The organism is Lutispora sp. (assembly GCF_041687175.1).
Classification (GTDB): domain Bacteria; phylum Bacillota; class Clostridia; order Lutisporales; family Lutisporaceae; genus Lutispora.
In genome coordinates this window covers 1-5,683 of the sequence record NZ_JAWLCK010000147.1, presented here as the reverse complement: position 1 = coordinate 5,683, position 5,683 = coordinate 1, and the positions used below count along the sequence as shown (strand labels likewise).

The window sequence follows — 5,683 nt, the reverse complement described above, 5'->3', positions numbered from 1 at the left end:
TATCAATAAAAGCCATAGAGTTTTTACAACGGTATGTATTAGTTATTATATAATAATGCTATATTATAATGTAAGCTTCATCATTATATTACTTATCGGAAAGGAGATATGCTATGAAGAACTTGTTAAAAGATAAAATATTAAGAGGAGAAAAGGTAATCGGTACATTCTTTGAACTAGGTAGTAATACTGCAGTAGAATGCTTGGGCATATCTGGGCTGGACTTTTTAGTAATCGATACCGAACATGGACCCTTTGAAACTGAAAGCTCGATGGATTTGATTCGTACAGCAGAGCTGAGAAATATAACTCCCTTTGTTAGAATCAAGGAAATATCCCGCTCCTCAGTACTTAAAAATCTGGATGTGGGAGCAAAGGGTCTCATCGTACCATGTGTTGAAACAATAGAACAGGCGGAAAATCTGGTGGAATGGGCAAAGTATCATCCTATTGGCAAAAGAGGCTTCTTCATGGCCAGATCTGCTGGGTATGGACACGATGATTTTGCCCAGAATGTAGATGAATATTTGAAAACATGCAATAGTGAAACATTGCTGATCCCCCAATGTGAAACCAAGGGATGCCTGGAAAACATTGAATCCATTGTTAAAATTAAAGGAGTAGATGGAATCTTTATAGGACCTTATGACCTTTCAATAGGTATGGGAAAACCAGCACAATTTGATGACCCTGAGTTTATTGGGGCAATAGCTCGTGTACTAAAAGCATGTAAAGATGCAGGTAAATTTTCCTTTATCTATACAGGTAGCAATGCTGCTGCAAAGCAATACTTGAACGATGGATTCGACGGCGTAGCTATCAGTATGGATGTTTCCTTATTGATAAACTCATATAAAGCTCTTATCAAAAATATAAAGGAATAATAGCTAAGTGCAGCAGCATGCTGATTTCATTATCTAGGTATCAAACCTAGTTTCTTTTGCATTTTCCTAAGAGTTTTATTTGCAACATAACTTGCTTTTTCAGCTCCGGCTTTATATATGCTTTCCATATAGGGTTTATCATCTAAAAGCTGCTTCACCTTTTCCTGAACTGGTCGGAGCTCTTCTACAAGGGCATCGGCTACATCGGATTTAAACTGGGAATATCCTATACCTTCATAATTTTTCTCTATTTGTTCAGGTTTTTCACCTGTTATAGTGCTCAATATACTGATAAGATTTGATATACCCGGCTGGTCCTCACTGAATCTCACTACACCAATATCATCAGTTACGGCTCGACTTATTTTCTTTCTGATAACATCAGGAGGATCCATTATCAATATATAAGAATTAGGATTCTCAGCAGACTTAGACATCTTTTTTTCCGGCTCCTGCAAATCCATTATCCTGGCTCCTACATTCCCTATATATGCATCCGGTATTTTGAAAGTTGGACTGTACAAATTGTTAAATCTAATAGCCAGATCCCTTGCCAACTCAATATGCTGCTTCTGGTCACTGCCAACAGGTACCAAATCCGTATTGTAAAGCAATATATCTGCAGCCATCAACACAGGATATGTGAAAAGCCCTGCGCTTACGCTTTCGCCAGCTTTTTGAGACTTATCTTTAAACTGAGTCATCCTGCTCAGCTCGCCCATATAGCAAAAGCAATTTAAAAGCCATGAAGCTTCACTGTGGGCAGTCACATGGGATTGAATAAAAATTGTATTCTTACTTGGATCAAGACCTGATGCCAAGTATATAGCAATATTCTTTAAGGTTCGAGCTCTAAGCTCCGCTGGGTTTTGCCTTACAGTCAAAGCGTGCAAATCAACAACACAATAGTATGAATCAAACTCTTCCTGTAATGCAACCCAGTTTTTTAGAGCCCCCAGATAATTTCCTATGGTCAAATCTCCAGAAGGTTGAATTCCACTGAATATGACCTTTTTTTCATTCTCCATTCATTACACCTCCGTATATATTATGATAATAATTGTAAACAAAAAACCCTATAGATAAATCTATAGGGCGTAATAAACGCGGTACCACCTAATTCAAGAAGCCAGATGCTTCTCCTCGTTACAGATACTCCATCCCAACGGACTTTATATCCTGCTTCTGTAACATGAAGCTCACGTTATTGGCTACTGCTATTTCGCCATAATCCTCAAGGACCCATTCGGCTTAGGCATAACTACTGCAATTCCACCATCTGCAGCTCTCTGTAAATCTGTTTCCAAGCTTACTTGCTTCCCATCATAGGATTTATCATTTTGGTTTGTTATATTATATGATATGATTATCAAGGATTTTTGTCAATATAGTTTTCTTTACAATTATTCTTACAAATATATTTCAATTTTAGCCTAAAAATATACATTATAATCCTGAACTTAATCCTGAGCCAGTATTCTTATATCTATCAATGCCATCTTTTATAGCAAAGGGCAGATATAAAGCCAAAAACATGACCAATACTACTAATTCCATAGAAATTATATACCAAGGCCATGGACCTAAATAATCAAGCAGCGTTATAGCCTCTGGCTTCCTGCATAAAAACAGATAATTGCCGCCTGTAATAATATTTACAGGTATCATAAAGAGAGCAAAAATATTAGTATATATAAAAGCTATAAAAACCGACTTTATGTCAAGTTTGTATGAGTGTGTAGCAGTCATATAAATGACAGATATAACTATAAGACCATGAAGTATGAAATATTTGAAGAAAACATAATGGGGGTAGTTATATCCGCTTAGATCAGGAGTGATAAGTGCTGGTATGGCTCCTCCCAACCCCCAGAAGTAAGCAAGTTTATATATTTTATAACTATTCTTGTATAACATTACCGCACAAATTATAGTGGCAGCTGAGCAAAGATGAAAGGGAAGATTGTATTCTGCTGTCCAAACCCCTGTAAATCCACACCATAGTTGAAAGGATAACTCTGTTATTACAAGGCCTGAAGCAATAAAGTTCCTTGCAAATCTTTCAACCCTGCTCTCCCTCAGCCTTTCAGCATTAAAGTATATTAGAAGATTAATAATTAAAATTACCAAAAGTGAAATTATATGTACTCGTGAAAAAGTATGGAAAGGTTTTCCATTGTAATACACACTAAAAAACTTATCCATTTCTCATTATCCTATAACTCAGAAAACTATTGTCTAAACTTCAGTCATGCTAACTGTACTTTTATCAGTGGATCTGGCTATGCCTTGAAGCTCATCTTTTGACAGAAGAGAAACTTTATAAATGTGATCAGCAATTCTCTCAAAATGATTTATTATATCTAAATAAATTACTCCTGACTCCACATTGCATTTTCCCGCTTCCAGTCTCATTATATGATGATTTGCCAATTCTCTGCATAACTCATCTACCTTATCTTCAAGCTCTGCAGTGGATTTTATCAATTCTATGTTTTTTTCCTTTAATAAAATTATGGTGTTATCATACATCCATATAACCAATTCTTTTAACTGCTTTAGTTCATCAATGGCCGCATCTGAAAAAATAAGATTTCTATTAATTTTCCCTTCTACCAATCTTGCCACATCTGATATATGATCTCCCATTCTCTCAATATTGTTGATACTGGTAATCATAGCATGTACAATTATTGAATCTGGATCCGAGAGAGGTCTTCTTGACAGTTCTACCATATAAACGGTAATATCCTTCTGCAGTTGATTCACAACTTCTTCATCCTTGTTGACCAGATCTATCTTATCTATATCATTGTCAAACAAAGCATCCAGAGCATTGTTAAGCATTGCTTTAGTTAATTCAGCTCCCCTTATGATTTCCGATATTGTTGCTTTAAAAGCAGCTGCAGGTGTATCCATCAAAAGTTTATCCAGATAAATTGATTGGGGTTCGTGATCCAATCCTTTGCCTTTTATGATAGTTTCAAGGAATTTAACATAGTATTTTGTGATAGGAAGAAATACTAAAGCACTGAAAACATTAAATAATGTATGAGAGTTGGCAATCTGAGATCCTATATCACCATTTGGTTGAAAATACAAAGTTGTAGCTTCAATTATGCGAACAAAATAAGGTAAGATCAAAGCTACAATAATTACACCGAATATATTATATAATGTATGTGCCCAGGCTGTCCTTCTAGCATGAATATTACCAGAAAGGCTTGCCAACTGAGCTGTTATACAGGTTCCAATATTGTCTCCCAGCATTATTGCCACTGCTGACGTAAGGTCTAGAAGGCCTGCTTGTCCTAATATCATTACCAATCCTACTGTAGCAGCACTGCTGTGTACCATAGCTGTTGCTATTGCACCTAACAAAATACCTATAAATGGATTAGAAGCGTATGTTTCAAAGAAATATCTAAGAGTTGGACTTTGCTGCATAAAGGGTATCCCCTGGTTAAGTATCTTTAAGCCTAGAAACATCATTCCAAAGCCCATAAGAGCCTCACCGAAATTTTTAACCGTCTTATTTTTTGAAAAATAACCTATTGTAAATCCAATACCCAACACAGGCAAAGCTATTTCAGTTAGTTTGAAATTAAAACTAAAAGCCATTAACTGGGCAGTAATAGTAGTTCCTATATTTGCTCCATAAATTATTCCCACTGCCTGAGGCAGCTTCATAAGACCTGCATTTACAAAACCTACCGTAAGTACTGTTATAGCTGTACTGCTTTGTACCAACGCTGTTAAAAAAGTACCTACAAAAAATGCACTCCAGACCCTGCCAGTCAATATAGAGAGCATTTTCTTCATCATCTCGCCCGAGGCTTTCTCCAAGCCTTCTCCCATCTTGTCTACGCCATACATAAGAAGAGCAGTTCCGCCTATTAGGCCAAAAATTAAATCTCTCATATTCGCCCCCGTAATATAAGTATTTTTTCCCTTTCCATCATGATTCTACCACACCACATTATTAAAAGAAACATATCTTTATTATAAATCAAATAATATTTTTCATCTTAGTCTGTTTTTCGACAACAAAAATAAAAGTAATTTTCATCATCTATTAAGATTTCCCCAAATCCATGCTTTTCACAAAGCTTTATAAGTGTTTCATCTGTTGGTATAGGCTCTTCTTTATCTGAAACATATCCTATTTTTCGTCTGTGCTCTTTAAGTCCATCCCTTGTCCTGGCATGGCAAATTACGAATTTCCCTCCTGCTTTTAGATTATTATATGAATTTTCAAATATAGCATCATAATCATTGAAATGAGGTATGCTATTGAATATAATTATAAAATCAAAATCACAATCAAACATCAATCTTTTCTCATAATCAAGACATCTTACATCTGTTCCCGGGTAAATCCTCAGAAACTCTTCCACCATTTTATCTGTAATATCCACTGCCACATAATTTGATAAACCTTTATCTTTAAGAATAGAAAATAATATACCTGTGCCTGCTGCCACATCCAATACATTATGGCCTTCTCCGATATTAAGCCTTTTGATCATATCAGCTGCAATTTTATAATTCTTTTCCGGTATTTTCTTAGCCCAATCTTTAGCTAATACATTAAAGTTTTCTTCCATCATTCATCCTCCTAATTAGCTCAACAAACTCCTCATTGCTTAATCATTATCAAGGCAATAAATATGTTTGTAATACATATTTTGGGAAAGGCCAAAGCTAAAAGCCTCCGATATAGTACTGCTCTATCAGATAGGTCATTAATATCAGCACTATATAGAGCAGCAAACTTGCTTTGAGATATGGTTTTTTTC

General features: G+C 35.6%; 5 protein-coding genes and 1 other annotated feature. Of the genes, 1 reads left to right on the top strand and 4 read right to left on the bottom strand.

What is annotated here, in order from left to right; all coding sequences use genetic code 11:
• Nucleotides 1–113: 113 nt before the first annotated feature.
• A complete protein-coding gene (locus ACESM9_RS13945; RefSeq protein ID WP_372999946.1) occupies nucleotides 114–884 on the top strand; it encodes an HpcH/HpaI aldolase family protein in 771 nt (256 codons plus the stop codon).
• A 29-nt stretch (nucleotides 885–913) separates the two neighbouring features.
• Here ACESM9_RS13945 and trpS read toward each other — a convergent pair whose 3' ends face one another.
• From trpS to ACESM9_RS13925, 4 genes are all read right to left on the bottom strand, one after another.
• Nucleotides 914–1,912 carry a tryptophan--tRNA ligase gene (gene trpS / locus ACESM9_RS13940; RefSeq protein ID WP_372999943.1) on the bottom strand — a complete coding sequence of 333 codons (999 nt, stop codon included), beginning with the start codon at nucleotides 1,910–1,912 and terminating at the stop codon, nucleotides 914–916.
• A 60-nt stretch (nucleotides 1,913–1,972) separates the two neighbouring features.
• Nucleotides 1,973–2,220 (bottom strand) — a binding site (T-box leader).
• 110 nt (nucleotides 2,221–2,330) lie between these two features.
• Complete coding sequence (locus ACESM9_RS13935) at nucleotides 2,331–3,089, bottom strand: TIGR02206 family membrane protein (protein WP_372999940.1); 759 nt, start codon at nucleotides 3,087–3,089, stop codon at nucleotides 2,331–2,333.
• Nucleotides 3,090–3,122: 33 nt separating this feature from the next.
• Complete coding sequence (locus ACESM9_RS13930) at nucleotides 3,123–4,805, bottom strand: Na/Pi cotransporter family protein (RefSeq protein ID WP_372999936.1); 1,683 nt, start codon at nucleotides 4,803–4,805, stop codon at nucleotides 3,123–3,125.
• A gap of 107 nt (nucleotides 4,806–4,912) precedes the next feature.
• Complete coding sequence (locus ACESM9_RS13925) at nucleotides 4,913–5,491, bottom strand: class I SAM-dependent methyltransferase (RefSeq protein WP_372999933.1); 579 nt, start codon at nucleotides 5,489–5,491, stop codon at nucleotides 4,913–4,915.
• Nucleotides 5,492–5,683: the final 192 nt, after the last annotated feature.

Bases quoted from the DNA above. Each gene is read 5' to 3' on its own strand.
- ACESM9_RS13945 (WP_372999946.1), top strand. From the start codon at position 114: ATGAAGAACTTGTTAAAAGATAAAATATTAAGAGGAGAAAAGGTAATC.
- trpS (WP_372999943.1), bottom strand. From the start codon at position 1,912: ATGGAGAATGAAAAAAAGGTCATATTCAGTGGAATTCAACCTTCTGGA.
- ACESM9_RS13935 (WP_372999940.1), bottom strand. From the start codon at position 3,089: ATGGATAAGTTTTTTAGTGTGTATTACAATGGAAAACCTTTCCATACT.
- ACESM9_RS13930 (WP_372999936.1), bottom strand. From the start codon at position 4,805: ATGAGAGATTTAATTTTTGGCCTAATAGGCGGAACTGCTCTTCTTATG.
- ACESM9_RS13925 (WP_372999933.1), bottom strand. From the start codon at position 5,491: ATGGAAGAAAACTTTAATGTATTAGCTAAAGATTGGGCTAAGAAAATA.